The following is a 26507-nucleotide window of genomic DNA, read 5'->3' as shown; positions in this document are numbered from 1 at the left end:
TCGGCTTTTCGTGGCGGGACGGCCTGTCAAGGGTGGCCGAAGGCCATCGCGCAGCGACGCGACCGAAGGGAGCGCCCTTGACAGGCCGGCCCGACACGGAAGGACGATGAGACTGGCGGGAACCCCCCAACCCTCCCTGAGACCGCCCCGCCCACGTCCCGACCACCCCCGACCCCGCCCCGCCCTCACCGTTCCGCGTCCGTTCGGTGCCGTCGGCCGCCCCGGGCAGCTGGGCAGGCGCCGCCCGGGTCCTCCCTTCGCGGCTAGCAGCCCGGCACCCGTTCCCCCTCCCGGGACAGGGCCGCCAGGACCGGGGCGATCAGGGGGTGGGACTCCGCGCCGCGGCGGGTGGCGGCGAAGACGCGGCGGGTGGCGGACGGGCCCGAGACCGGGCGGACGCAGACCTCCTTGAGGTCCATGCCCCGCAGCGCCGAGCGCGGGACCAGGGCCACCCCGGCCCCCGCGCCGACCAGGGCGGTCACCGCGCGGAAGTCGTCGGAGGAGTGCACGAACCGGGGCTGGAAGCCGGCCAGTTCGCAGGCCAGCAGGGTCACGTCGTGGCAGGGGTTGCCCGGGTACTGGCCCACCCACTCCGCGTCGGAGAGGTCCGCCAGGGCCACGGCGGGGAGGTCGGCGAGGGGGTGTCCCGTCGGCAGGACCGCGTCGAAGGGCTCCGCGTACAGCGGGATGACCGACAGGCGGCCGTCGTCGGCGCCCGGCGCGCCCCGGTACTCGACGGCGAGGGCCAGGTCGGCCTCCCCGTCGAGCAGCTGCAACAGGCTCTGGTCGCCCTCGGCGTCCCGGACGCGGAGCCGGATGCCCGGGTGCTCCCGCGCGAGGCGGGCCAGGGCGGGGGCCAGCACCTCGGCGATGCCGGTCGCGAAGGCGGCCACGGTGACCTCGCCGGCCGCTCCGCCCGCGTAGGCGGCGAGTTCCGCCTCGGCGCGCTCCAGCTGGGCGAGCACCTCGTGGGCGTGGGCCAGCAGGATCTCCCCGGCCGCGGTGAGCCGTACCCCGCGGCCGCTGCGGGTGAGCAGCGTGTGGCCGGTCTCCTGCTCCAGCGCGGCGAGCTGCTGGGAGACGGCGGAGGGGGTGAGGTACAGGGCTGCGGCCGCGGCGGTCACCGTACGGTGGTCCGCCACGGCCCGCAGGATGCGCAGCCGGCGGGGGTCGATCACCCCTCCATGATGTCAGCCCTGAGCAGCGGAAAGCGCCGCGCGGGCGTCCACGAAGGCGGCCACCGCGCGCTCCACGTCGGCCGTGGAGTGGGCCGCGGAGAGCTGGACGCGGATGCGGGCCTGGCCCATCGGGACCACGGGGTACGAGAAGCCGATCACGTACACCCCGCGCTCCAGGAGGAGCTCCGCCATGCGGGCCGCCTCGGCTGCGTCGCCGATCATGACGGGGGCGATGGCGTGGTCGCCGGGCAGGATCTCGAAGCCCGCCTCGGTCATCTTCGTGCGGAAGAGCTTCGTGTTGGCCGCGAGCTGGTCGCGCAGGTCGCCGGCGGACTCCAGCAGGTCGAGGACCTTGAGGGAGGCGGCGGCGATGACCGGGGCGAGGGAGTTGGAGAAGAGGTACGGGCGCGAGCGCTGGCGCAGCAGCTCGACGATCTCGGTGCGGGCGGCGACGTAGCCGCCGGAGGCGCCGCCGAGGGCCTTGCCGAGGGTGCCGGTGATGATGTCGATCCGGTCCATGACGCCGTGCAGCTCGGGGGTGCCGCGGCCGCCGGGGCCGACGAAGCCGACGGCGTGGGAGTCGTCGACCATGACCATGGCGTCGTAGCGGTCGGCGAGGTCGCAGATCTCGGTCAGCGGGGCGACGTAGCCGTCCATGGAGAAGACGCCGTCGGTGACGATGAGCTTGCGGCGGGCGCCGCCCTCGGTGGCGGTCTTGAGCTGGGCTTCCAGGTCCGCCATGTCGCGGTTGGCGTAGCGGAAGCGGCGGGCCTTGGAGAGGCGGATGCCGTCGATGATGGAGGCGTGGTTGAGGGCGTCGGAGATCACCGCGTCCTCGGCGCCGAGGAGGGTCTCGAAGACGCCGCCGTTGGCGTCGAAGCAGGAGGAGTAGAGGATCGTGTCCTCCTGGCCGAGGAAGGCCGACAGGCGCGCCTCGAGCTCCTTGTGCACTTCCTGGGTGCCGCAGATGAAGCGGACCGAGGCCATGCCGTAGCCCCAGCGGTCCAGGGCGTCCTTGGCGGCGGCGACGACCTCGGGGTGGTCGGCCAGGCCGAGGTAGTTGTTGGCGCAGAAGTTCAGGACCTCGCCGGGGGCGCCGCCCGCGGTCACCGCGACGGCGGCGTTCTGCGGGGTGCCGATGACGCGCTCGGGCTTGTGCAGGCCGGCGGCGCGGATCTCGGCGAGGGTGGCCCGGAGGTCCTCGCGGACGGACTCGAACATGGTCGGTTCTCCTTGTGCGGTGTGCCGTCCGGCGGGCGGACGGGAGGAGGGGGCCGGGCCCCGCGGAGGGGGGAGGGTGTGCGGGGCCCGGCCCGGGGGAGATGGTCTTGTGGCTGCCCGGCGGTCGCGGCCGCGACACGCGGACGGGCGGATGGACGGACGGCGGCCGGTCGGGGCGGGGGCGGGGCGGGCCCGCCGGACGCCCCGGGTCCCGGGTCCGGGGTCCGGGGTCCGGCGGGCGGCGCCGGCCGGTGGCCGGTGCGGGCCGCCCGCCGCCGGGGGCTACTTCGTCCAGTCCAGGATGATCTTGCCGCTGCGGGCCGTGGAGGCCTCGTCGAAGGCGGCCTGGAAGTCGGTGTGCGCGTAGCGGCCCGTGATGACCGGGGTCAGGTCGAGGCCGCCCTCCAGCAGCACGGTCATCGCGTACCAGGTCTCGAACATCTCACGGCCGTAGATGCCCTTGATGGTGATCATCGAGGTGACCACCTTGGCCCAGTCGACCGGGAACTCCTGGGCCGGCAGGCCCAGCATCGCGATCTTGCCGCCGTGCGTCATGTTGTCGATCATGTCGCGCATCGCCTCGCCGCGGCCGGACATCTCCAGGCCGACGTCGAAGCCCTCGCGCAGGCCCAGGCGCGTCTGCGCCTCGGCGATGGAGGACTCGGCGACGTTCACCGCGAGCGTGGCGCCCGCCTTGCGGGCGATCTCCAGGCGCTCGGGGCTGACGTCGGTGATGACCACGTTGCGCGCGCCGGCGTGCTTGGCGACGGCGGCGGCCATGATGCCGATCGGGCCCGCGCCGGTGATCAGCACGTCCTCGCCGACCAGCGGGAAGGACAGCGCGGTGTGCACGGCGTTGCCGAAGGGGTCGAAGATGGCGGCCACGTCCAGGTCGACGGGCGTGCGGTGCACCCAGACGTTCTGCGCGGGCAGGACGACGTACTCGGCGAAGGCCCCGTCGCGGCCGACGCCGAGCCCGATGGTGGAGCGGCACAGGTGGCGACGGCCGGCCAGGCAGTTGCGGCACTTGCCGCACACCAGGTGGCCCTCGCCGCTGACCAGGGCGCCGACCTCGATGTCGCGGACGTCGGAGCCGAGTGCGGCGACCTCGCCGACGAACTCGTGGCCGAGGACGAGCGGGGTCTTGACCGCGCCCTGCGCCCAGCCGTCCCAGGCGCGGATGTGGAGGTCGGTGCCGCAGATACCGGTGCGCAGCACCTTGATCAGCACGTCGCCGGGGCCGTATTCGGGCTCGGGGACGTCCATGAGCCACAGCCCGGGTTCGGCTTTGTGCTTGACGAGTGCCTTCATGGGGGTGGCTCCAGGCGTGCGGGAGGTGGGGCCGCCGGGCCCGCTGGTGCGCGAGCGGCGTGGTGACGGGCACCAATCTGCCGATCGGCGCGGTGATCAGTCCATCGAGACTTTCTTAAGCGGGTCGACAGCGCAGCTTCACGCCTATGCTCCTCCCTGGAACGGGGTAGGGCCCGGACCGGGATCGCCCGTGCGGTCCGGGGCCGGGGTGAAAGGGGAGGTGAGGGGCGTGCCGAGTCTGCGCAGCAGGGCGCTGTCGGCCGCACTGGTCGCGACGGGCCGGCGAAGACGTTTCGCCACCGCGGAGGCGGTACGGGCGACGGTGGCGCAGGCGGCCCGCAGGCCCGCCTCGCACCTGCCGCCGCGTTCGCTGGGGCGGGTCGCCGAGGTGTCGCGGACGTTCGTCGGCGCGTGGCCCGTGTACGACGTCTCCCCGCTCGGGGAGGAGCCGGTGGCGCGGGTGCTGTACGTGCACGGCGGGGCGTACATCAACGAGCTGGTGCGGCCGCACTGGTCGCTGATCCGGACCCTGGTCACCCGGGCCCGCGCCCGGGTGGTCGTTCCGGCGTACGTGCTGGCGCCGCGCGGGACCGCCGACCGGACCGTGCCGGTCGCGGCGGACCTGCTGAGCGGTCTGATCGAGAGCGGCGGCGCGGGCGGGACGGTGCTGATCGGGGACTCCGCCGGGGCCGGGATGGCGCTGGCGGCCGCGCAGCGGCTGCGGGAGCGGACCGGGGCGCAGCCGTCCCGGATCGTGCTGATCTCGCCGTGGCTGGACGTGAGCATGAGCCATCCCGGGCAGGCGGCGATCGAGGCGGCGGATCCGGTGCTGGCCCGGCCGGGGCTGGCCGAGGCGGGGCGGCTGTACGCGGGGACGCTGACGGCGGACGACCCGAGGGTGAGCCCGCTGCACGGGTCCTTCGCGGGGCTGGCGCCGCTGACGGTGTTCACCGGGACCCGGGACGTGCTGACCACCGACAGCCGGGAGCTGCTGCGCCGGGCGCGGGCGGCCGGTGCGGAGGTGGAGTGGCACGAGGAGCCGGGTCTGCCGCACGGGTACCCGCTGCTGCCGGTGCCGGAGGGGCGGGTGGCGAGGGAGCGGATCGTGGAGCTGGTCCGGGCGACGGCCGACGAGGAGTAGCCCCGGGTCATGGGTCCTCCTAGGCCGTGCAGGTCAGCAGGGAGCTGACGGGTGCGGCGCGGTAGGCCGTCCAGTACGCCTCGTCGCGCGCGGCGCTGGCGGGCGGGGTGCGGCTGGGCTGCCAGGCGACGGTGGAGAAGCCGGCGTCGACGGCGGCCTCGGCGAAGTCGGCGTGCGCCCATTCGCGGTACTCGAAGTGGAGTGGGGGCTCGGTCAGGAACTGGGCCTTGAGGAGGGGCGCGTCGCCGTCCGGTACCCGGTCGAGGATGCGCATCCCGTACGGGGACCAGTCGACGCGCGGGTAGGCGCCGGGGTTGCGGACGAGGGACAGCAGCCGGCCGCCGGGGCGCAGGTTGGCGCGGATGCCGCGGAACATGGCGTGCAGGGCGGCGCGGTCGGGGGCGTGGCTGAACAGGTAGACGGCGGTGGCCAGGTCGAAGGGGCCGAGCTGGGGCATGTCCGCGGCGTCGGCGACGACGTACTCGACGGGGGCCGGGTGCCCGTCCCGGCCGCCGGCCTGCCGCTCGCGGGCCCGGCGGACGCGGTCCGGGCAGCTGTCGACGCCGACGGTCCGGCGGGCGCCGCCGCTCGCGAGCAGCGCGGCGGTGCCGCCGTGTCCGCAGGCCACGTCGAGGGTGTCGAGGTCGCGGACCCCGCCGAGGGCGTCGAGGGCGGTGCGGAGGGTGAAGGCGTCGGCCGCGGTGAAGGCGGCCCGGGGCGCGGGGTGGGTGGAGGTGTCGTCGTGCATGCCGCCATGCCTCCCCGGCGGGGGCGCGGGGGGCGGCGGGTGCGGCGGGTGCGTCCCCCGTACGGGGGAGGCGTTCGGGTCAGTCCGTGCGGCGTACGGGGCCGGGCGGGGCCGCGGGCCCTCGGTCGGCGACGAGTTCGCGGGCGCAGGCGCGCAGCCAGGCGTGCGCGGGGTCGGCGTCGTGGCGGGGGTGCCAGGCGAGGCCGAACGGGAGCGGCGGGAGCTCCAGGGGGACCTCGAAGGTGCGCAGGCCGAGGGCTTCGGCCTGGCTGGTGGTGCGGGTGGGGATCAGGCCGATGAGGTCGGTCTCGCGCAGGACGAAGAGGGAGGCCGGCGTGGAGCCGATGCTACCCACGACCCGCCGGGAGAGGCCCTGTTCGGCGAGGGCGGTGTCCACCGGCCCCTCCAGCCGGCCGCGCCGGGAGACGTTGAGGTGCTCTCCGGCGGCGAAGCGGCGCGCGGTGAGGCGGCCGCGCAGCAGCGGGTGGCCGGCCCGGACGACGCCCAGCATGCGTTCGTCGACGAGGTGCTCGGTGCGGACCTCGGGGGAACGGCTGTCGATGACGCCGAGTTCCAGGTCCGCGACCCCTTCGCGCAGGGCCGGCACGTCGATGTGGCTCTCCGACAGGAACCGCAGCCGCACCCGGGGTGCCTCGCGGCCGATCCGCTGGAAGAGGGTGGCGCCGAAGGTGGCGGCGAAGGAGTCGTGGGCCATGACGGTGAAGGTGCGTTCCAGGGTCCTGAGGTCGACCTCGCCGCCGGTGAGGAACAGGGCCCTGGCCCGTTCGACCACGGAGCGGACCTCGCCCTGGAGGGAGAGGGCGTGGGGGGTGGCGACCATGGTGCGGCCGGCCCGGACGAGGACGGGGTCGCCGAGGGCTTTGCGGATCCGGCCGAGGGTGCGGCTCATGGCGGGTTCGGAGAGGTGGAGGCGGGCGGCGGCGCCGGAGACGCTCGATTCCTCGAGCAGGACGTCGAGGGCGACGAGCAGGTTCAGGTCCAGCCCGGCCGATCCGGATTGCGTCACACGCATTCATCCCTTGCAGAAGTTGCACTGGAAAGCAGGTCGCGCCAACTCTACGGTGGTTCGGCGGGGGTTGATCTCCCCCGGACACCATCACCGTCGACCGACTCCCAGGAGGAGCCGTGCTCCGCCATGCCCGCACACCGGCCGCGCCCGACCCCGGTCCCGGCGCCACCGCCGCGCCCCCGCCCTCACCCTCCGGTACCGCCGGCGCCGCCCGGCCCGGCGGCCCGGCCGCCCCGGGGCTGTCCCGCGCCGCCCTGCTCGCGCTGTACGCCTGCGTGCTCGTCGCTCAGGGCATGGTGGCCGCGGTCAACCTGCTGATCCCGCAGCTGGCCGCCTCCACCCTGCACCCGAGCCCCGGCGAGCTGCTCTGGGCCGTCGACGCCTATGTGATCGTCTTCGCCGCCCTGCTGATCCCGGCCGGGGCCCTCGGCGACCGCTACGGCCGCAAGGGCGCCCTGCTGGCCGGGCTCGGGCTGTTCGCCGCGGGCGCGGTGCTCAGCGCGCTCGCCCGGGACCCGGCGGTGCTGATCGCCGGGCGCGGCCTGTGCGGGGCGGGAGCCGCCCTGATCATGCCGGCGACCATGTCCGTCCTGGTCCACCTGACCCCGCCCGAGCGGCGCCCCCAGGCGCTGGCCACCTGGACGCTCTCCGCCGGGCTCGGGGGCCTGGCGGGCAACGTCGGAGGCGGTCTCGCGGCGGAGTTCCTCACCTGGCGGGCGCTGTTCTGGGCCGTCGTCCCGCTGGCCGCGCTGCTCGCCCTCGCGGTGGCCCGCGCGGTGCCGCGCACGCCCTCGCGTCCCGACGCGGCCGTCGACCCGCTCGGCGCCCTGGTCCTGGCGGGGGCGCTGTGCGCCGTCGTCTACGGGATCATCGAGGGGCCCGCGTACGGCTGGGGCTCGGGCCGGGTCCTGGCCGCCTTCTCGGCCGGGGCGGCGCTGCTGGCCGGGTTCGTCCTCCGCGCCCTGCGCACCGCCCGCCCGCTCCTGGATCCGCGGATCTTCGCCTCCCGCCGGCTGCGCGCCGGGACGCTGGGCATCGGCGCCGCGTTCTTCGGGCTCTTCTCCCTGTTCTTCGTCAACGCCCAGTACCTCCAGTACGCGAAGGGCTTCTCGCCCGCGCAGACCGGCTTCGCGATCGTCCCGCTGACCGTCGGCATGGCGCTGGTCCCGCGCTTCGGCGCCCGGCTCCAGCAGCGGACCGGACCCCGGCTGCCGGTGGGCCTGGGGCTCGTGCTGATCGCGGGGGGCCTGCTGCTGGTGTCCACGGTCGACGCGGGGACCCCGTACGCGGTGTACGCCGACTATCTGCTGGTGCTGTCCGTGGGGACGGGGCTGTGCGCGCCCTCGCTGACCATGACGGTGGTCTCGGCCCTGCCGCCGCACCAGGCGGGGCTGGGTTCGGGGCTGAACACGGCCGCCCGGGAGATCGGCGCGGCGCTGGGCGTGGCGGTGGTCGGCACGGTGCTGGCCTCCCGGTTCCACGGGAACCCCGCGGCGGACCCCGCGCAGGCGGCGGCCTTCACGGACGCCATGGGGGTGGCGCTGCGCGCGGTGGCGGCGGTGCTGCTGGTCGCCTCGGCGGCGGTGGTGACCGGCTTCCGGGGGCGCGGGGAGCGCCGGAGTGCAGCGGCCGGGGGCCAGGGAGCATCCTGACTGTGTGACGGCGAGACCGGACGGCGACGGCCCGGCGTCCGACGCCGCGGGCCGGGTGCTCGCGCGGGCGACGGTGGCTGCCGTGCGGGCCGTCGGCGGCTGTGCGGGCGGGGTCTACCTGCGCTCGGGCACCGAGGGGCTGCTGCGCATGGCGGCGGTGACGGGTCTGCCGGGGGCGCTGTTCCGGCCCTGGTGGCGGATCCAGGTGAACCGGCCGTACCCGGTGGCGGAGGCCTTCCGCAGCGGACAGGCGGTGCACCTGCCGGACGGGGAGAGCGCCGTGCGGCGCTTCCCGCAGCTGATGGCGGGCCTGCCGTTCCCGTTCGGTTCGCTGTACGAGCCGGTGGCCGCCGGGGGGCAGCGGTTCGGGGTGCTGCTGGTGGTGCGGCCGGCGACCCCGGGGGTCCCGGTCGACGCCGGCGACCGGCGGCGGATGCGGGAGGTCGCGGACGGGCTGGGACGGGAGCTGGCCGGGCTGGCGGCCGCCGGGGATCCGGTGCGCTGGGACCGGGACCCGCTGGGCGTGGCGTGGCCCGAGCCGGGCGGGAGTGCCGGGGAGGCGGCGGACCGGCTGCCCCTGGGGGTGCTGTCCGTGGACCGGCAGGGGGTCATCGGCTTCGCCAACGCCGCCGCCGGGGAGCTGTCCGGGGTGCCGGCGGCGCGACTGACGGGGCGCGGGCTGTGGGAGGCCCTGCCGTGGCTGGGGCACCCCGCGTTCGAGGACCACTTCCGCGGGGCGTACCTGTCCGGGGAGGCGGTCTGCTTCGAGGCCCGGCGGGAGGACGCGGATCCCCCGGCGGTGTCGGTGGGGCTGTACCCGGCGCCCTCGGGGGTGACGGTGACCCTGGAGGCGGGCGAGCGGCCCGGGTACGCGCCCGGTGCGGCGGCCCGGGCGGGACCGGGGCCCGGTGCGGCGGCGGCCTCCCGGGCCTCGGCCCTGTACCGGCCGGTGGCGCTGGCGATCGCGCTGACCGAGGCGATGACGGCCCGCCAGGTCTCGGCGGTGGTCACCGAGGAGCTGCTGCCCGCGTTCGGCGGCCGGCAGCTGGCGATCTACCTCCTGGACGAGCGCCACCTGTACCTCGCCTGGGAGACGGGTTTCCCCCGGGGGTTCCTGAACCGGTTCGACGGGGTCTCCCTGGACGCGCGGCTGCCGGGCGTGGAGACGCTGGCCACGGGGCGGCCGCTGTTCTTCGAGTCGATGCAGCACCTGGCGTCGGCGTATCCGGGGATCCCGCTGGACGCCGACGTCGGCGCCCGCGCCTTCCTGCCGCTGATCGCCTCGGGCCGCCCGGTGGGCTCCTGCATCCTCGGCTTCGACGCTCCGCGCGGGTTCAGCCGGGAGGAGCGCACGGTCCTCACCGCGCTGGCCGGGCTGATCGCGCAGGCCCTGGCGCGGGCGCGGCGCTACGACAGCGAGGCGGCGCTGGCCCGGGGGCTCCAGGCGGCGCTGCTGCCGCACCGGCTGCCGGTGACGGGGCGGGTGGCCACGGTGGGCCGGTACCTGCCCGGCTCGGCCGGGATGGACGTCGGCGGCGACTGGTACGACGTCGTCGAGACGGGCCCGGACCGGCTGGCGCTGGTCATCGGGGACGTCCAGGGCCACGGGGTGGCGGCCGCCGCGACCATGGGGCAGCTGCGCAGCGCCGTGCGGGCGTTCGCGCTCAGCGGGAACAGCCCGGCGCAGGTGGTGCGGGGCACCAACCAGCTCCTGATCGACCTGGACCCCGGCCAGTTCGCCAGCTGCTGCTACGTTCTGCTGGACCCGGCGTCCGGCCGTGCCGTGGCCGCCCGCGCCGGGCATCCGCAACCGCTGCTGCGCCACGCCGACGGCCGTACCGAGGTGCTGGACCTGGCGGGCGGGGTGGTCCTGGGGGTCGACCCGGGGGCCTCGTACCCGGAGACGGAGCTGCTGCTGGAGCCGGGCGCGGTGCTGGCCCTGTACACCGACGGGCTGGTGGAGGTGCCGGGCGCGGACATCGACGAGGGCGTGGAGCGGCTGCGGGCCGTCCTGGCCGGAGCCGCCCGCCCGGCCCCGCTGACGGAGACGGCGGACCGGCTGGTGGCGGAAGCGGACGGGCAGGCCGACCGGCCGGACGACATCGCGCTGCTCCTGGCGTCCCGGTCCTGACGGGGAAAGGGCCTGACGCAGAGCAAAGCGGAAGAAAATTCATGCGGATCTCCGTGCGGTTCCCGCACCCCTCGCCCGCCCGGTGTTTACGCGGTCTTAACGCCTGGGATGCCGTGTCGCGCTTGCGCCGCACGATGGAATCCGCACATGGACAGCTCTTGACCTGCGGATGTCGTCGAGCTTCCATATCGGCCACCGGAGCCACACAAACGGAAGTGCCCACCACCGCCCCGGAGGCGATAGCGGCCCCGGCACCCCCTTCTTCGCACCTGCCGATCGGAAATCCCGCACCGATGACTGAAACGATCAGCGCGCCCCAGGCGCTCGCCCCCGCCACCGGGCCCACCCCGCAGAAGCTCAAGCGCTCCATCGGCGTCGTCGGCGGGACCCTGCTCACGCTGTCGTGCGTGACGCCCGCCTCGACCCTGTTCGTCGTCGTTCCCGATCTCTTCTCCAGTCTCGGCACCTGGACCGCGCTCACCATCGCGATCGGCTCGCTGCTCTGCATCGGCGTCGCGTTCTGCTACTCGGAGCTGGGCACGCTCATCCCGAGCGCGGGCGGCGAGTACGCCATGGTCTCCACGCTGGCGGGCCGCCTCGCGGGCTGGCTGGTGTTCGTGCTGTCCCTGCTCGTGGTGATGATCGTGCCTCCCGTGATCGCCATGGGGACCGCCGACTACCTCGCCCCGGTGGTCCACATACCGGCCCCGGTCGCCGGCGGCGCGGTGATGCTGCTCGCGACCCTCGCCGGCCTTCTGGACCTGCGGGCCAACGCCTGGATCACGGGCGTCTTCCTGGTCCTGGAGGTGATCGCGGCGGCGCTGGTCGCCGTGCTGGGCTTCGCGCACAGCGAGCGGGGCGCCGGCGCGCTGGTGCACGGCACGGTGGCCGCCGAGGGCGGCGGCACCTCCACGGTGACGGCGATGATGGTGGTCTCCGGCCTGGCGATCGCGCTGTTCATCACCCAGGGCTTCTCGACGGCCGTCTACCTCTCTGAGGAGCTGGAGAAGCCGCGCCGCGACGTCCCTCGGACCGTGCTCGCGACGCTGGCCATCTCCACCGCCGTCATCCTGGTCCCGGTCGTCGCGATCACCATGGGCGCCCCGGACCTGGACGCGCTGGCCTCCGGCGACCTCGGCGCGATGGTGACCGCCTGGTCGAACTCGGCCGTCGGCACCTTCGTCAGCCTCTGCGTGGCCCTGGCCATCGTCAACGCCGGCATCGTCATGGTCATCCAGAACTCCCGGGTGCTCTTCGCCTCCGCCCGCGACAAGGCCTGGCCCGAGCCGGTCAACCGCGGCCTGTCCCGCCTGGGCCGCTTCGGCTCCCCGTGGGTGGCCACCCTGCTGGTCGGCCTGCCGGGCGCGGCGATGTGCTTCGTCAACCTGGACACCCTGTACGGGGTGACCGGCGTGTCGGTGACCGGCATGTACCTGCTGGTGGCGGTGGCCGCGCTGTTCAGCCGGCGGGGGGCGCACCGCGATGCCTCCGCATGGCGGATGCCGCTGTGGCCGGCCGTGCCGATCGCGCTGATCGCCGTCCTGGCGTACATCCTGACCCAGCAGGAGACCGAGTACCTGCTGTGGACCGGCGGCATCACCGCCGTCGCCACCCTGTACTGGGCGCTGTACCTGCGGCCCCGCAAGGACACGCGCTGGCTGGTCAGCATCCCGGACACCGAGGAGCCGGCCGAGGCGTAGCCGCCCGGACCTCCCCCGGCCCGTGGGGCCGCCGCGCACCGCGGCGGCCCCGCGGGCGTTCCCGTTCCCGCGGGTCAGGGGCGGTCGTCGGCCGCTCCGAGGGTGAGGGCGGTGTTCACCAGGCCGATGTGGCTGAAGGCCTGGGGGAAGTTGCCGAGCTGGCGCCCGCTCGACGGGTCGTACTCCTCGGCGAGCAGGCCCACGTCGTTGCGCACGGCCAGCAGGCGCTCGAAGAGCTCGCGGGCCTCCTTGGGCCGGCCGGTCAGGTACAGGGCGTCCGCCAGCCAGAACGAGCAGGCCAGGAAGGCCCCTTCGTCGCCGGGCAGCCCGTCGACCGAGGGGCCCTCGGTGCTGTAGCGGCGGACCAGGCCGTCGTGGCCGAGCTCCGCCCGGACGGCGTCGACGGTGCCGATCACGCGCGGGTCGTCGGGCGGCAGGAAGCTGACACGGGGGATGAGCAGGGTCGCCGCGTCCAGCTCGCGGGAGCCGTAGTACTGGGTGAAGGTGCCCCGTTCGGGGTCGTAGCCGTGCTCGCAGACGTCGCGGTGGACCTCGTCGCGCATGGTCCGCCAGCGCTCGATGTCGCCCGGCATGTGGGGGGCGGCCTCCAGCGTCCGTACGGCCCGGTCGGCGGCGGCCCAGGCCATCACCTTGGAGTGGGTGAAGTGGCGGCGCGGGCCGCGCACCTCCCACAGCCCCTCGTCGGGGCGGCGCCAGTTGCGCTCCAGGAAGTCCAGCAGGGCCAGCTGGATCTGCCAGGCGTGCCGCTCCGAGGCCAGTCCGGTGGACCGGGCCAGGTACAGGGAGTCCAGGACCTCGCCGTAGACGTCCAGCTGGAGCTGGTCCACGGCGGCGTTGCCGACGCGCACGGGGGCGGAACCGGCGTACCCGCGCAGCCACGGCAGCTCCGCCTCGGGGATGCGGCGCTCGCCCCCGATGCCGTACATGATCTGGAGGTCGGCCGGGTCGCCCGCGACGGCGCGCAGCAGCCAGCCGCGCCAGGCCCGGGCCTCGTCGAGGAAGCCGGTGGTCAGGAGCGCGCCGAGGGTCAGGGTGGAGTCGCGCAGCCAGCAGTAGCGGTAGTCCCAGTTGCGGACGCCGCCGAGCTCCTCCGGCAGGGAGGTGGTGGCTGCGGCGACGATCCCGCCGGTGGGGGCGTAGGTCAGGGCCTTGAGGGTGATCAGGGAGCGGGTGACGGCCTCCTCGTAGGGGCCCTGGTAGCGGCACTGGGCGGACCAGTCCCGCCAGTCGGCGAGGCTCTGCTCCAGCGCCTCGTACGGGTCGACGCGCGGCGGGCGCGGTTCGTGCGAGGGGTGCCAGGTCAGGACGAGGGCGACCTTCTCGCCGGGACCGACGGTGAACTCGGAGCGGGTGCTGCGGTCCACGCCCCAGGTGCGGACGGGGGGCTCGCTGCGGAACCAGACCGAGTCGGGCCCGGCGACGGCCACCCGGTCGCCCTCGCTGCGCCGGACCCAGGGGACGACGTGGCCGTAGTCGAAGCGCAGGCGCAGGGTGCTGCGGACGGTGACCCGGCCGGAGATCCCCTCGACGACGCGCATGACGTCGGGGGCGGTGTCGCGCTGCGGCATGAAGTCGGTGACCTTGACGGTGCCGTCGTCGGTCTCCCAGAAGGACTCAAGGATCAGCGATCCGTCGGCGTAGGCCCTGCGGGTGCACCGCTCGCCCTCGGCGGCCGCGGCCGGGGCGATCGTCCAGTGGCCGTTCTCCCGGTCGCCGAGGAGGGCGGCGAAGCAGGCGGCGGAGTCGAAGCGGGGCAGGCACAGCCAGTCGATGGACCCGTCGCGGCCCACCAGTGCGCTGGTCATGAGGTCGCCGATGAGTGCGTAGTCTTCGATGGGTTGTGTCATTTATCCGCTGTTCCCCTGATTGCCCCGGGCCAATCAGCGTGCCGCCCTCCGGCCGCAGGGGGCCGGAGGGCGGAGCGGCCCGTCGGGGCCGGTCGTGCGGGGCGGGGGTCAGCTGCGCACGAGGAGGGTGGCCGCGGCGAGGACCACGCCGAGGGCCAGGGCCGACGCGCCGAGCGACAGGCGGTGGGTGCGCAGCGCGGGGAGCGGCAGGGCGCGGTCCAGGGCGTAGCGGCCGGGGCCGGTGAGGGTGAGTGCCGCGGCGGCGACCGTGAGGAGCAGTTCGTACTCCATGCCCTTGGGGGCGAAGAAGGCCCCGGCGCCGTGGACGGCGAGGGCGTTGATCATCGTGCCGGTGACGGCGGCGGCGGCGAGCGGGGTGAGCAGGCCCGCGGCGAGTCCGAGGCCGCCCAGGGTCTCGGTCAGGCCGGCGAGGGCGGCCATGGTGTCGCCCGCCGGGTAGCCGACGGAGGTGAAGAACCGGCCGGTGCCGCCGATCCCGCCGCCGCCGAACCATCCGAAGAGCTTCTGGACGCCGTGGGCGGCCACGGTCAGGCCGAGGACGACGCGCAGGAGCAGCAGGCCGGCGTCGTAGGAGGCGGTGGAGGGGGCGGGGGTGGCGGATACGGCCGGTGCCGTGGCCGGGGCCTTCGTCGCGGTGGCGGAGGCGCTGGTCATGGGGGATTCCTTCCGGTCGGGGCGGCCCGAGGAGTCGTTCGTCGTGCGCGGAGCAGGTTGTTCAAATTCGAACCGCCGACACCGAGACTAACCACTGATTCAAATTCGAACAACTCGTGTACCCTGGCGCCATGGACGGAACGAGATGGCTGGACGAGCGCGAGATGCGGGCCTGGAGGGGCTTCCTGGCCGCTTCCGCCCTGGTGAACCGGCATCTCGACCAGCAGTTGAAGGACGACTCCGGACTCTCCCATCCCCAGTACGAGATCCTCGTGCGGCTCGCCGCGGCGCCCGACGGCGAACTGCGGATGACGGAACTCGCCAACGGGCTGATCAACTCCAAGAGCGGGCTGACCTACCAGGTCACCCAGATGGAGAAGGCCGGGCTGGTCCGGCGCCGCAGCTGCCCCTCCGACGTGCGCGGGGTCTTCGCCGTCCTCACCGACGCCGGCCGGGCCCGGCTGGAGGCGGCCGCGCCCGGCCACGTGACGGCCGTCCGCAAGGCCCTCGTCGACGTGCTCACCCCCGCGCAGCTGGACGCGCTGGCCGACGGCCTCGGCGAGGTCAGCCGCCGGCTGCGGGAGCAGGACGGCTGACCTCCCGTCCTCTTGGCCGTTCCTCCCCTGATCCGGCAGCCGGTCGTGGTTGACTTCGAAACCCGGCCGCGAACGGGGCCGGACGGCCGCGCCACCTGGGAGGCAGCTTTGAGGATGCTCATCAACTCCGCGGACACCGTAGTCGCCGACGCGCTGCGCGGGATGGCGGCAGCGCATCCCGACCTCGACGTGGACGTGGAGCGGCGGGTGGTCGTACGGCGCGGCGCGAAGACCGGCGGCCGGGTCGGCCTGGTCTCCGGCGGCGGCTCCGGACACGAGCCCCTGCACGGCGGGTTCGTGGGCCACGGCATGCTCTCGGCGGCCTGCCCCGGAGAGGTGTTCACCTCCCCCGTCCCGGAGCAGATGCTGCACGCGGCGGGCAGCGTGGACTCCGGCCAGGGCGTCCTGTTCGTCGTCAAGAACTACACCGGCGACGTGCTCAACTTCCAGATGGCGGCCGAACTCGCCGAGGAGGACGGCCTGCGGGTGGAGCGCGTGCTCGTCAACGACGACGTCGCCGTCACCGACAGCCTGTACACGGCCGGGCGGCGGGGTACGGGCGCCACCCTGTTCGTGGAGAAGATCGCCGGGGCGGCGGCGGAGGAGGGGGCGCCGCTGGAACGCGTCGCGGCCCTCGCCCGGCAGGTCAACGAGAACGCGCGCAGCTTCGGCGTCGCGCTCAGCGCCTGCACCACGCCCGCCAAGGGCAGCCCGACCTTCGAGCTCCCCGACGGGGAGCTCGAACTGGGGATCGGCATCCACGGCGAACCGGGGCGCGAGCGGCGGGCCATGATGACCTCGCGGGAGATCGCGGAGGTGGCGGTGGGCGCCGTGCTGGACGGCCTCGCGGAGACGGGTGCGTCGGTCGGCCCCGTCCTGGCCCTGGTCAACGGGATGGGCGCGACCCCCCTGCTGGAGCTGTACGGGTTCCACGCGGAGGTCGCCCGGATCCTGGAGGCGCGCGGGGTCCCGGTGGCGCGCAGCCTGGTCGGGAACTACGTCACCTCCCTCGACATGGCGGGCTGTTCGGTGACGCTGTGCCGGGCCGACGAGGACGTGCTGAGGCTCTGGGACGCGCCGGTGCAGACCCCGGCGCTGCGCTGGGGCCGCTGAGGAAGCGGGGGCACACGGTCATGGACGAAGGGATTGCGGTGCGCGACACGGAGTTCTTCCGACGCTGGCTGGAGGCCGCCACGGCGGCGGTGGAACGGGAGGCGGACCGACTGACCGAGCTCGACTCCCCCATCGGCGACGCCGACCACGGCGCCAATATGCTGCGCGGCTTCACGGCCGTCCGCAACGGGCTGGCCGGGGCCGATCCCGCTGCCGGGCCCGGCGCACTGCTCCAACTGGCGGGCCGCACCCTGATCTCCACGGTCGGCGGCGCCTCCGGCCCCCTGTACGGGACGCTGCTGCGGCGCACCGGCAAGGAGCTCGGCGAGGCCCCCGAGGTCTCGGACGCCGCCCTGCAACAGGCCCTGCAGACGGGGGTGGACGCGGTGGCCCAGCTGGGCGGGGCGGCGCCGGGCGACAAGACGATGCTGGACGCCCTGGTCCCGGGGGTGGCCGCGCTGGGCACGTCCTACCCCGCGGCCCGGGACGCGGCACAGGCCGGCGCCCTGGCGACGGTGCCGATACTGGCCCGCAAGGGCCGGGCCAGCTACCTCGGCGAACGCAGCATCGGCCACCAGGACCCGGGCGCCACCTCCTCGGCCCTCCTCCTGGCGGCCCTGGCGGACACGGCCGAGGGGGTCCGGTGAACGGCGTCGGCATCGTCCTGGTGTCGCACAGCGCCCAGGTGGCGGAGTCCGTGGCGCAGTTGGCCCGGGCCCTGGCGGCGGGCGGCGCGGGGGCCCTGGTCGCCCCGGCCGGCGGCCGGCCCGACGGCGGCCTCGGCACGAGCGCGGAGCTGGTCCTCGCGGCGGCGGCGTCGGTGGACCGAGGAGCCGGGGTGGCCCTGCTGGCGGACCTCGGCAGCGCGGTCCTGACGGTCAAGGCCCTCCTGGAGGACGGCGACCTCCCGCCGGACTCCCGCCTCGTGGACGCACCGTTCCTGGAGGGCGCGGTGGCGGCGGTCGTGGCGGCCTCGACGGGCGCCCCGCTGGAGGCCGTTGCCGTGGCCGCCACGGAGGCCTACGGCTACCGCAAGCGCTGACGCCCGGCGGCGTGCGGCGTCCGGGATCCGGGATCCCGGACGGGTGCGGTGCACCGCGCGACGGTGCACCGCACCCGCCCCGGTCCGCGCGGGTCAGCGCCCCCGCAGGCCGTCGAACTCCCGCCGCTCGCGCTTGGTCGGCCGCCCGGCACCCCGGTCCCGGAGGCCGACCGCCGCGGCCTCCACGGCCGTCGGCGCCGGCGGGCTGTTGTCGACGAAGCACTCCGCCGCCACCGGCGGCCCCACCCGCTTCGTCACGGGCCTGCGCACCACCACCACGCGCTCGCGCCCCGCGTGGAACAGCCGGACCTCGTCGCCCGCCCGCACCTGCTGCGCAGGCTTCGCGCGCTCCCCGTTGACCTTCACGTGCCCGGCCCGGCAGGCGGTCGCCGCGACGGACCGGGTCTTGGTGAGCCGTACCGACCAGATCCAGGCGTCCACCCGCGCGGTACCGGCCTCCAGCGGAGCCGGCCCGGCCGCTCCCGTGCTCTTCGTATCAGCCATGCGCCGAGCCTATCGATCCGGCGGCCCGGAAACGGAACGCTTTTTGGCGGATACCACAAGGACCATGGCATCTGCGATGGAGAACGCGCCAAACGAATTGCACATGCGCTCGATCTGCCCCTACCTTGTCGCACATGCAGTCCTACACCATCGGACAGGCGGCGCGTCTCCTGGGCGTCAGCCCGGACACCGCGCGCCGCTGGGCCGACGCCGGCCGGGTCGCGACCCATCGCGACGAGGCCGGCCGTCGCCTGATCAACGGCCGTGACCTCGCGGCCTTCTCCGTCGAGGTGGGGCAGGGCGCCCACACCGAGGACGGGGAGCCGTACACCTCGGCGCGCAACGCCTTCAGCGGCATCGTCACGGCCGTCACGCTCGGCGACGTGGCCGCGCAGGTCGAGATCCAGGCGGGTCCCCACCGCCTCGTCTCCCTGCTGACCCGCGAAGCCGTCGAGGAACTCGGACTGGAGGTCGGCATGCAGGCCACCGCCCGCGTGAAGTCGACCAGCGTGCACATCGACCGCACCTGACCCCGGTCCGGCGCGGCGCCCAGCCGCCCCCGCTCACCGCGCGCCCCGCGCGCACCCGCCCGTCCCCACCCGCTCCGCCCGTCACGGCGCGGGTCACACCGCGCGGCCCGGCACCCGGCCGGCCGCCGACCCGATCCGAGGAGCCCCTCCCGTGCACGCGATCCTGAACGGCCGCCGCGCGGCCGCCGCCGCGCTGACCGCCGCCCTGCTCGTCCCGCTGTCCGCCTGCGGCGGCAACGACGACAAGAAGGCCGACGCCGCGGGCACCCCGTCCGCCTCGGCCCCGGCTTCGGCCGGTGCGAAGGCCGCCAACCTCACCGTGCTCGCCGCGTCCTCCCTCACCGACGTCTTCAAGACGGCCGGCCAGGCCTACGAGAAGTCCCACCCGGGCACCAAGGTGACCTTCTCCTTCGCCGGCTCGCAGGAGCTCGCCGCCCAGGTCAAGCAGGGCTCCCCCGCCGACGCGCTGGTGACCGCCGACACCAAGACGATGGACGGCCTCAAGGGCGAGACCAACGACGCCGCGGTCATCGCGAAGAACCGCCTGGTCATCGCCGCAGGCAAGGACAACCCCTTCAAGATCGACGAGCTGAAGGACCTCGCCGACTCCAAGATCAAGGTCGTCCTCGCGGCGCCCGAGGTCCCGGTCGGCCGCTACAGCAAGCAGATCCTCGACGCGCAGAAGATCGAGGTGAAGCCGGTCTCCCAGGAGCCCAACGTCCGCGCCGTCCTGAGCAAGGTCGAGCTGGGCGAGGCCGACGCCGGCCTGGTCTACAAGACGGACTCCGCCAAGTCCGGCGACAAGGTCGTCACCGTCGACATCCCCGACGACCAGAACGCCGTCGCCTCCTACCCGGCCGCCACGCTCAAGCAGTCCAAGAACTCCGAGGCCGCGGCCGCGTTCGTCGCCTGGCTGAGCACCCCGGAGGCGCAGAAGATCCTCCAGGACGCCGGTTTCCAGAAGCCGTAGCACCACGGTCCCCAGGGGGCTGCCCGGTCCGGGGGGACGGGCAGCCCCCTTCGGCATGCCCCCGAAGGCGGGAGTCCCGCCGCCGTAGGCTCCCTACGCTCGCGGGAGCCCACCGCCGCAGGCTCCCGACGCTCCGCCCTCCCGCCCGCCGCAGCAGCTCCCGAGCAGGAATCCCATGAGCAGACTCCGCACCCGTACCCGGCCCCCCGTGACGCTGGCGCTCCCCGCGCTGCTCGCCGTCGCGTTCCTGCTGCTGCCGCTGATCGGCATCCTGACCCGCACCCAGTGGGGCGACCTCGCCGAACACCTCACCAGCCCCGGTGTGGTCGAGGCCCTGCGGCTGTCGCTGCTGGTCTCCGCCTGGGCGCTGGGCCTGTCCCTGCTGCTCGGGGTGCCGCTCGCCTGGCTGCTGGCCCGGGTCGAGTTCCGGGGCAAGGCCTTCGTCCGCTCGCTGGTGCTGCTGCCGATGGTGCTGCCGCCGACCGTCGGCGGTGTCGCGCTGCTGCTGGGCTTCGGGCGGCGCGGGCTGCTCGGGCCCTGGCTGGAGGACGCCTTCGGCATCACGCTGCCCTTCCACACCTCGGGCGCCGTCGTCGCGGCCACCTTCGTCGCCATGCCCTTCCTGGTGATCAGCCTGGAGGGGGCCCTCGGCGGGCTCAAGCCGAGCTACGAGGAGACCGCCGCCTCCCTCGGCGCCGCGCCGGTCCGGGTGTTCTTCACGGTGACCCTGCCGATGGTGGCCCCGGGCCTGATCGCGGGCGCGGCCCTGACCTGGGCACGGGCGCTGGGCGAGTTCGGGGCGACCATCACCTTCGCCGGGAACCTGCCCGGCACCACCCAGACCCTGCCGCTCCAGGTCTACCTGCTGCTCCAGGACCGACCCGAGGCGGCCACCTCGGTGTCGCTGCTGCTGCTCGCCATCGCCATGGGCGTCCTCATCGCCCTGCGCGGCCGCTGGACCGGCACCCCGGCCGTCCGCAAGGCGCCCCGGAGCCTGCCCGCGGCCGCCGAGGACGCCCCCGCCGAACAGAGCGGCGGCCCGTGGGAGGATGCCGGGCCGGCCGTCCCCGCCGGCGGCCGCTGGCCCCTGCACGCCGAGGTCACCGGCTTCAACCGGCTGACCCTCGACGCCGGTCCGGGCACCACCATCGCCGTGGTGGGCGAGAACGGCGCGGGCAAGACCACGCTCCTGCGGGCCCTGCTCGGCCTGACCCCGCGCGCCCACGCCGCGCTGCGGCTCGGCGACACCGACGTCACCGCCCTGCCCCCGCACCGCCGCCAGGTGGCCTGGGTCCCGCAGGACGGGGCGCTGTTCCCGCACCTGAGCGCCCTCGCCAACACCGCGTACGGACTGCGCGCGCGCCGGGTTCCGCGCGCCGAGGCCCGCCGGGAGGCGCAGGCCTGGCTGGACCGGCTCGGCGTCGGGCACCTCGCCCAGCGGCGCCCCGGCCAGCTGTCGGGCGGCCAGGCGCAGCGCGTGGCCCTGGCCCGGGCGCTGGCCGCCCGTCCCCGGCTGCTGCTGCTCGACGAGCCCCTCGCCGCCCTCGACCAGACCACCCGGGCGCACGTGCGGCACACCCTGCGCAGCCACCTCGCGGGCTTCGGCGGGGTGTGCCTGATCGTCACGCACGACCCCGTCGAGGCGGTGTCGCTGGCCGACCGGGTCCTCGTCCTGGCCGACGGCCGGACCCTCCAGGACGCGCCGCCCTCCGAGGTCGCCCGGCATCCGCGCTCGCCGTGGGTGGCCCGCATGCTGGGCCGCAACGCCTGGCCGGGCACGGCCTCCGCCGAGGGGCTCGCGCTGGCGGGCGGCGGGCGGCTGGTGGTGGCCGAGGCCCTCCCGGAGGGGGCCCGGGCCCTCGCGATCATCGCCCCGGAGGCGGTGTCGGTGCACCGGGAGCGGCCCGGCGGCAGCCCCCGCAACGTCTGGCCCGGAACCGTGCGCGAGGTCACCGCGGTCGGCAGCCGGCTGCGCGTGCTCGTCGGCTCGGCCGAGGCACCCGACCTGGTCGCGGAGATCACCCCGGAGGCGGCCGCCGAACTGGGCGTGGCCGACGGCGCCGCGGTCTGGACGAGCGTGAAGGCCACCGAGGTCACCCTCGTGCGCCTGTAGGCGGTGCCACGGACAGCCAGTCGCGGCCGGGCGCGGCGAAGGCGTCCGCTCCGAACAGGGTCCGGCCGCCGCGGGGCGCCGCGACGGTCAGCACGCCCTCGTCCCGTGCGGCGGTGAAGCGGGGCGCGCCGAGGGTGAGGACCGCCGCCCTCTTCCCGGTCGTACGGCGGAACTCCGCGAGGCGCAGCGCCAGCAGGGCGGACTCCTTGGCGTCCAGGGTGTCCGGCGTGTACGGCAGGACGACGGCCACCGCGGCCGTACCCGGCTCCCGGGCGGCGGCGTCCAGCGCCTGGCGCAGGGCCCGCATCCGGGCCAGGCCGGCGCCCCGGTCGAGGGTGCGGCGGCGGGTGTCGAGCGGGACGAAGCGCACCCCGCGGTGCAGGAAGGGCGCCTTCTCCGTGCCGGTCAGGACCAGTTCGGCGCCGTCCCCGGCCGCTTGCCCGCCCGCGGCGAACCGCCAGGGCCGCGTCCGGACCTCGGCGGCGGTCGCCACCGCAGGGTCGGGCGGGGCGGTGTCGGGGGCGGCGGGCCCGGTGGGCGGGACGGTCGCGGTCAGGGTGTCCAGCAGCAGCCGACCGGGGCGGGCGCCGGGAGCCGCCGAGAGACGGGTGACGCGCAGGGGCTGTTCGGCGGCGGCCGGCACCGGCAGGCTGACCTCCCGCCAGCCCGTCCAGTCGACGGCGGGTCCGCGCAGGGTCACGGGCACCCCGTCGGCCCCGGCCAGCTCCACGGCGGGCCGGGCCCCCGAGCCGTCCCCGCCGACCCACAGGGACAGGGACCGGGTCAACTCCGGCACGGGGAGCGGGCGGGGCGGGACCGCGGCCGCGCCGGCCCGGGCTTCGAGGGCCAGCCCCGGGCCCGGGTGGCCTTCGGCGGAGGCGGCGCCGGGTCCGGTCCAGGCGGCCGCGTCGTCGAAGCCGGCCACGGGGGCGGCCACCGAGCCGGCGCCGAGGGCGAGTTCGGCGGTGGCGCCGGTGGCCTTGACGGTGGCGGACAGCCGCCCGGCGGCCCGGGCGGTGAGGGCCGTGACGGTGAAGCCGCCCCGGCCGTCCTCGACGACCCGCCAGCGGGTGCGGTCGTAGCTCAGGGTCAGGTCCCGGGGTTCGACGGGGGCGGCTGCGCCCTGGGCGTCGTACCCGCGCAGGCTGAACCCGGCGCTCTGCCCGCGTCCTTCGAGGCCGATCCGGGCGGGGACGGCCCGGACCCCGGCGAGCGGTCCGAGCACGTCGAGCCGCACGGCCCCCTCGGGCGCCCCGTCGCCGGACGCGCCCGTACCCGCCTCCGCCCCCGGCGCGGTTCCGCCGGCCGGGCCCTTCGCCCCGCCCCCGCCGGTCCGCCCTGCGGCCGAGGCCCGGACCGTGGCGGGGCCCGGGCGGTCGGCGCGGTAGACGCCGTCGGGGCCGATCCGGCCGCGGTCGGCGCTCCAGCGCGGCGTCGCGGCGGCCGGGGCGAGCGCGGCGTCGTAGGCCGTGGCGGTGAGGGTGCGGCTCAGTCCCGGGAAGAGCCGGGCGGCGCCTCCCGCGGGCTCGACCCGGAACCCGGCGGGTGTGCCGGGGCCCGCCGGGGCGGTCAGGACGAGGCCGTTGGGCACGGGGCGCGGCCGGCCGTCGGACGGGGAGTTCTCCAGGGTGGGGACGCCCGCCCCGGGGCGGGTGGCGAGCAGGGTGGAGGAGCCGCCGCCGTCGAGGTTGAGGGCCTCGTACGCGCCGAGCCGGTGCATGAGCGCGCCGAGCCCGGTGAGGGTGAGCCCGCCGCTGTCGCGCTGGCGGCCGTCGACGGTGACGAGGGTCAGCCGCCGGCCGTCCCGTGAGAGCCCGACGGCGGTGCGCGGGGCGGCCGCGTCGTTGGCCTCGCCGTCGTGGCCGACCGGGGTTCCGGCGGCGACCAGGGTCCCTCGCCCGCCGAGCGCCGTCACGGGGGCCGGCCCCTTCGCGGGCAGCGGCCGGGCGGTGACGTCCACCGCGTCGCCCGGGCGCAGCGCGGCGAGCGCGGCCGCCTGTGCGGTGCCGCGGGCGGTCAGCAGGACCGTGCCGGGGGCGGGGCGCGCCGCCGGGGCGGGGCCGGTGGAGGCCACCCGCCCGTCGCGCAGCACCACGGCCGGCCCGGGCCCCAGGGCCGGGAGCCGCTTGCCTCCCCAGTCGGCGGTGTAGACGGCGAAGCCCTCCGCGGGCGGCTTGGCGGCGTTGTACCCGGCCAGGGGGTACGCCTTCCCGCCGGGCAGGGTCACCGCCCCGTCGAGGCCCAGGCGCAGCAGGCGTCCCGCTCCGTCCGGGCCGAAGCCGACGGCCGCGCCGCCGCCGGGCCCGGGCGAGGCGGAGTGCAGGAGCCGGCCGGAGCCGATGCCGGGGCCGAGGGGGGCGCCGGTGGAGCGGATGTCGAAGAAGTCGCCGTTGACGGCGGCGACCACGCGCCGTCCCGGCCCGGCGCGGTGGCGGGCGACGGCTTGGGCGAGGGTGACCGGGCCGGTGGCGCCGCCGGTGCCCAGGTACTCGGCCCGTACGCCGCCGCGCGGGTCCAGGTCGGCCACCAGCTCGTCGATCCGCAGCCAGCGGTCGGCCTCCAGCCGGTCGTACGACTCCAGGCGGATCCCGGGGGCGAGCTGCCGGCCGGTGCGGGCGGTCTCGATGCCCTCGCCGGGGCCGCCGGCCGCGGCGTACGCGGGGACGGGGGCCAGGAGGGCGGCGCTCAGCAGGGCGGGCAGCAGCGGACGGAGGCTCATCACCCCGGCAGGATCGCCATACTGTACGACCATCAGCCCCGAGCCGCACCGCGTGGACCGGCAGGTTCATCCGTTCGGATCCGGTACAAGGGTGTGGACGGCGCATGCGGGGCCGACGCCGGCCCCGCTCTGAGGGGCCCTCACCCCGCCGGTGGCCCGGCTTCCGGGACGGTGAACTCGCACCAGACGCACTTGCCGCTCCCCCGGGGCTCCACGCCCCAGCCGTCCGCGAGGCGGTCCACCAGCATCAGGCCCCGGCCCGACACCGCCCAGTCGTCCGCCTCGCGGCGGCGCGGCAGGGCGCTGCTGGAGTCCTCGACCTCGATCCGGATCCGGCCCTGCGCGGTGAGCCGCATGCCGACCCGCCCGCCCCCGTCGGTGTGCACGAGGGCGTTGGTCATCAGCTCGTCGGCGGCCAGTTCGATCTCGTCGGCCCGCTCGCGGGCGCCCCAGGCGGCGGCCGCCGCACGGATCAGGTGCCGGGCCAGGGCCGGGCCGTCCGGGTCGCCCGGGTCCAGGTGCTGGCGCAGCGGGCCGCCGTCGGGCGGGGCGGGGGTGCCGCGGCGGCGCAGGACCAGGAGGGCCATGTCGTCCCCGCCGCCCGCGTCCCCCACGAGGTCGCACAGCACGTCGGCGAGTTCCTCGACGTCGGCCGGGCCTTCGCAGGCCGCTTCCATGAACTCCCGCAGGCCGGTTTCGAGGTCGCCGCCGGGCCGTTCTATCAGGCCGTCGGTGCAGAGCAGCAGGGTGTCCCCGGGGTGCAGCTCCATGCTGGTGACGGGGTAGCCGCAGCCGGTGTCGGACGGATCGCGCGGGGGCAGTCCCAGCGGGAGCCCGCCCGCCACCTGGACGCGGTGGCAGGTGCCGTCCCCGCGCCGGACCACCGGATCGAGGTGGCCGGCCCGGACCAGGTGCAGCATCCCCGTGTTCAGGTCCGCCTCGGCGTAGGTGCAGGTGGCGAAGCGCTCGGTGGCCAGGTCGCGCAGGAAGGCGGAGGCCCGGGCCATCACCGTCCCGGGGGTGTGGCCCTCCATCACGTACGCGCGGAGCACGATGCGCAGCTGGCCCATGACGGCCGCCGCGTCCGTGTCGTGGCCCTCCACGTCGCCGATCATCACCCCGACCCGGCCGCCGCCGAGGGGGACGACGTCGTACCAGTCCCCGCCGATGTCCCGCCCGATCCGGGCCGCCCGGTACCGTACGGCGATCCGGGCGCCCGCCACCTGCGGTATGTGGCGCGGCAGCATGGCCCGCTGGAGGCCCTCGGCGAGGTCGTGCTCCTGCTCGAAGAGGATGGCCCGCTGCAGGCTCTGCGCGATGCCGCTGCCGAGCGCGACCAGCAGGTTGCGCTCCTCGGCGGTGAAGTCGCCGTCGCGGGCGTAGAGCAGCCCGAGCGCGCCGATGGGCCGGCCCTGGGCGATGAGGGGCAGGTAGACGCCGCTGCGCACGGACAGCGGCTCGATGTACGGCCACAGCTCCGGGTAGCGCCGCCGGAACTCCTCCCGTGAGGAGAGGTAGACGGCCCGCAGGGTGCGGACCGCCTCGCTCATCGGCAGCCGCGCGTCGATGCGGGTGTACTCGATCTCGGGGACGTAGGCGCCGAGCTGCCCCTCCGCGACCAGGTGGATCCGGCCGCCGTCGACGATGCCCAGCATGACGCTGACGGCGCCGAGATGGCCGAGGCCCTCGGGGTCCTTGAGGATGTCGGTGACGTCGTTGACGGTGCGGGCGTGGGCCAGGATCGCGGAGGTCCGCTCGACGACCCCGGTCATCCGGCGCCGGCCCTCGTCGCGCTCCCCCTCCGCTCCGGGCTCCGCGGGGTCCTGGGCGGCGTCGCGGAGGATCCCGATGATCCGGTACGGGCGGCCGGCCCGGTCGCGCAGGACGTGTCCCTGGAGGTGGATCCAGGAGGTCCCGCCGTCCTGGCGGAAGGTGCGGAAGTAGGCGCCGTAGTGGCTGCGGCCGTCGTGCAGCGCCTGCTGGACGCGGTGTTCCAGGCGCGCCTCGTCGCCGGGGAGGATGCGGGCGCGCAGCCCGCCGGGGGTCCCGTCGAAGCGCTCCGGGGGCAGGTCGAGGACCTCGAGGGCGGTGGCGTCCAGGTGCAGGCGGCCGCTGTCGAGGTCCCAGTCGAAGGTGCCCATGCGGTTGAGCGCGAGGCTCAGATCGGGCCGCGCGGGCCAGTCGACCGCCGGGGTGGGTCCCCGCTGGTCCATGCAGCCAGGGTCTCACTCTTCCCCGCCCCCGGCAGCGCGCCCGGCCCCCGCC

General features: G+C 75.7%; 21 protein-coding genes. 11 read left to right on the top strand and 10 right to left on the bottom strand.

The window, feature by feature from the left end:
- Positions 1 to 263 precede the first annotated feature (263 nt).
- The 3 genes from ACIRBY_RS23830 to tdh form a co-directional block, all read right to left on the bottom strand.
- Positions 264 to 1178, bottom strand: a complete 915-nt coding sequence (locus tag ACIRBY_RS23830) for a LysR family transcriptional regulator (RefSeq protein WP_042809106.1) — start codon at positions 1176 to 1178, stop codon at positions 264 to 266.
- 12 nt (positions 1179 to 1190) lie between these two features.
- Positions 1191 to 2399 (bottom strand): glycine C-acetyltransferase, encoded by a 1209-nt coding sequence (locus ACIRBY_RS23825; protein WP_403903560.1) that lies wholly within the window; start codon positions 2397 to 2399, stop codon positions 1191 to 1193.
- Positions 2400 to 2681: 282 nt separating this feature from the next.
- Positions 2682 to 3710, bottom strand: coding sequence for an L-threonine 3-dehydrogenase (gene tdh / locus ACIRBY_RS23820; RefSeq protein ID WP_403903557.1), 1029 nt, complete (start codon positions 3708 to 3710; stop codon positions 2682 to 2684).
- A gap of 229 nt (positions 3711 to 3939) precedes the next feature.
- Here tdh and ACIRBY_RS23815 point away from each other — a divergent pair, with 229 nt between their 5' ends.
- Positions 3940 to 4851: an alpha/beta hydrolase fold domain-containing protein gene (locus tag ACIRBY_RS23815; protein WP_403903554.1), complete on the top strand. Its 912-nt coding sequence runs from the start codon at positions 3940 to 3942 to the stop codon at positions 4849 to 4851.
- A 19-nt stretch (positions 4852 to 4870) separates the two neighbouring features.
- On the opposite strand, the gene ACIRBY_RS23810 is transcribed toward ACIRBY_RS23815, so the two are convergent.
- Positions 4871 to 5599 (bottom strand): class I SAM-dependent methyltransferase, encoded by a 729-nt coding sequence (locus tag ACIRBY_RS23810; RefSeq protein ID WP_403903552.1) that lies wholly within the window; start codon positions 5597 to 5599, stop codon positions 4871 to 4873.
- Positions 5600 to 5678: 79 nt separating this feature from the next.
- Entirely contained in the window at positions 5679 to 6632 is a 954-nt protein-coding gene (locus ACIRBY_RS23805; RefSeq protein WP_403903550.1) for a LysR family transcriptional regulator, read from the bottom strand.
- A 236-nt stretch (positions 6633 to 6868) separates the two neighbouring features.
- On the opposite strand from ACIRBY_RS23805, the gene ACIRBY_RS23800 reads away from it, so the two are divergent.
- The 3 genes from ACIRBY_RS23800 (at position 6869) to ACIRBY_RS23790 (ending at position 12112) form a co-directional block, all read left to right on the top strand.
- On the top strand, positions 6869 to 8281 hold the full coding sequence (locus tag ACIRBY_RS23800) for an MFS transporter (protein ID WP_403903585.1): 1413 nt from the start codon (positions 6869 to 6871) through the stop codon (positions 8279 to 8281).
- A 4-nt stretch (positions 8282 to 8285) separates the two neighbouring features.
- Entirely contained in the window at positions 8286 to 10412 is a 2127-nt protein-coding gene (locus tag ACIRBY_RS23795) for a SpoIIE family protein phosphatase (RefSeq protein WP_403903548.1), read from the top strand.
- Between the two features lie 293 nt (positions 10413 to 10705).
- Positions 10706 to 12112 (top strand): APC family permease, encoded by a 1407-nt coding sequence (locus ACIRBY_RS23790; protein WP_403903545.1) that lies wholly within the window; start codon positions 10706 to 10708, stop codon positions 12110 to 12112.
- A gap of 74 nt (positions 12113 to 12186) precedes the next feature.
- Here the strand turns inward: ACIRBY_RS23790 and ACIRBY_RS23785 are convergent, their stop codons facing one another.
- Together ACIRBY_RS23785 and ACIRBY_RS23780 are read right to left on the bottom strand one after the other, a co-directional pair.
- The gene (locus ACIRBY_RS23785) at positions 12187 to 13980 is read right to left on the bottom strand and encodes a glycoside hydrolase family 15 protein (RefSeq protein ID WP_403903542.1); all 1794 of its coding nucleotides are present in this window, start codon (positions 13978 to 13980) and stop codon (positions 12187 to 12189) included.
- Between the two features lie 108 nt (positions 13981 to 14088).
- Positions 14089 to 14655: a DoxX family protein gene (locus ACIRBY_RS23780; protein ID WP_403903540.1), complete on the bottom strand. Its 567-nt coding sequence runs from the start codon at positions 14653 to 14655 to the stop codon at positions 14089 to 14091.
- A gap of 131 nt (positions 14656 to 14786) precedes the next feature.
- On the opposite strand from ACIRBY_RS23780, the gene ACIRBY_RS23775 reads away from it, so the two are divergent.
- The 4 genes from ACIRBY_RS23775 to ACIRBY_RS23760 all read left to right on the top strand — a co-directional run bounded on the left by ACIRBY_RS23775 (position 14787) and on the right by ACIRBY_RS23760 (position 17406).
- Positions 14787 to 15251: a MarR family winged helix-turn-helix transcriptional regulator gene (locus ACIRBY_RS23775; protein ID WP_403903537.1), complete on the top strand. Its 465-nt coding sequence runs from the start codon at positions 14787 to 14789 to the stop codon at positions 15249 to 15251.
- Positions 15252 to 15359: 108 nt separating this feature from the next.
- On the top strand, positions 15360 to 16364 hold the full coding sequence (gene dhaK / locus ACIRBY_RS23770) for a dihydroxyacetone kinase subunit DhaK (protein WP_403903535.1): 1005 nt from the start codon (positions 15360 to 15362) through the stop codon (positions 16362 to 16364).
- 20 nt (positions 16365 to 16384) lie between these two features.
- Positions 16385 to 17011: a dihydroxyacetone kinase subunit DhaL gene (gene dhaL, locus ACIRBY_RS23765; protein WP_403903532.1), complete on the top strand. Its 627-nt coding sequence runs from the start codon at positions 16385 to 16387 to the stop codon at positions 17009 to 17011.
- Entirely contained in the window at positions 17008 to 17406 is a 399-nt protein-coding gene (locus ACIRBY_RS23760; RefSeq protein ID WP_403903530.1) for a PTS-dependent dihydroxyacetone kinase phosphotransferase subunit DhaM, read from the top strand. The genes dhaL and ACIRBY_RS23760 overlap by 4 nt, the downstream gene beginning before the upstream one ends.
- 93 nt (positions 17407 to 17499) lie before the next feature.
- Here ACIRBY_RS23760 and ACIRBY_RS23755 read toward each other — a convergent pair whose 3' ends face one another.
- The gene (locus ACIRBY_RS23755; RefSeq protein WP_403903528.1) at positions 17500 to 17910 is read right to left on the bottom strand and encodes an RNA-binding S4 domain-containing protein; all 411 of its coding nucleotides are present in this window, start codon (positions 17908 to 17910) and stop codon (positions 17500 to 17502) included.
- A 134-nt stretch (positions 17911 to 18044) separates the two neighbouring features.
- On the opposite strand from ACIRBY_RS23755, the gene ACIRBY_RS23750 reads away from it, so the two are divergent.
- The 3 genes from ACIRBY_RS23750 to ACIRBY_RS23740 all read left to right on the top strand — a co-directional run bounded on the left by ACIRBY_RS23750 (position 18045) and on the right by ACIRBY_RS23740 (position 21523).
- Entirely contained in the window at positions 18045 to 18440 is a 396-nt protein-coding gene (locus ACIRBY_RS23750; protein ID WP_403903525.1) for a molybdopterin-binding protein, read from the top strand.
- Positions 18441 to 18591: 151 nt separating this feature from the next.
- Entirely contained in the window at positions 18592 to 19410 is an 819-nt protein-coding gene (gene modA, locus ACIRBY_RS23745) for a molybdate ABC transporter substrate-binding protein (RefSeq protein ID WP_403903522.1), read from the top strand.
- 175 nt (positions 19411 to 19585) lie between these two features.
- A complete protein-coding gene (locus ACIRBY_RS23740) occupies positions 19586 to 21523 on the top strand; it encodes an ABC transporter permease (RefSeq protein ID WP_403903519.1) in 1938 nt (645 codons plus the stop codon).
- Here ACIRBY_RS23740 and ACIRBY_RS23735 read toward each other — a convergent pair.
- Together ACIRBY_RS23735 and ACIRBY_RS23730 are read right to left on the bottom strand one after the other, a co-directional pair.
- Complete coding sequence (locus ACIRBY_RS23735; RefSeq protein ID WP_403903515.1) at positions 21504 to 24242, bottom strand: phosphodiester glycosidase family protein; 2739 nt, start codon at positions 24240 to 24242, stop codon at positions 21504 to 21506. The two genes, ACIRBY_RS23740 and ACIRBY_RS23735, sit on opposite strands and share 20 nt — an antisense overlap.
- Before the next feature lie 140 nt (positions 24243 to 24382).
- Entirely contained in the window at positions 24383 to 26455 is a 2073-nt protein-coding gene (locus ACIRBY_RS23730; protein WP_403903512.1) for a SpoIIE family protein phosphatase, read from the bottom strand.
- Between the last annotated feature and the right edge of the window lie 52 nt (positions 26456 to 26507).

This window comes from Streptomyces sp. NPDC096136, assembly GCF_044763325.1.
Classification (GTDB): Bacteria; Actinomycetota; Actinomycetes; order Streptomycetales; family Streptomycetaceae; genus Streptomyces.
Note: the sequence above shows the minus strand (reverse complement) of the source record. Positions and strands in the feature narration are given on the sequence as shown.